Raw genomic sequence first — 268 nt, 5'->3', positions numbered from 1 at the left:
GAGGCATCGGGCCCCAGGTCACCGGCACAAAAACCGAGCAGGTCTGGCATCACTTGGTCCGCCAGGTAAACCTGGTCGTCCATGACCATGCGCTGCAAATCCTCCACCTTCACCGGCCCGCCTTTGGCCAGTTTGCCCAGTCGGTCCAGGGCAAAACGTGAGCGCAGGCCCAGCGGCTGGTCTTGCTGGCTGATCAACGGCGAATAGCCGGACAGAGGTTGCGAAGGGTTGACCATCCAGGCGGAATCGTTGGAATTCTGCACGTAAT

1 protein-coding gene is annotated in these 268 nt (G+C 60.4%); it reads right to left on the bottom strand.

Going from position 1 to position 268, the window contains the following annotated elements:
* Positions 1-268: penicillin acylase family protein (locus BK665_RS33305; protein ID WP_185076732.1), on the bottom strand; the 268-nt coding region annotated here is incomplete at both ends.

The sequence above is a fragment of the Pseudomonas frederiksbergensis genome (assembly GCF_003732665.1).
GTDB classification, from domain to species: domain Bacteria; phylum Pseudomonadota; class Gammaproteobacteria; order Pseudomonadales; family Pseudomonadaceae; genus Aquipseudomonas; species Aquipseudomonas frederiksbergensis_G.
Note: the sequence above shows the minus strand (reverse complement) of the source record. Positions and strands in the feature narration are given on the sequence as shown.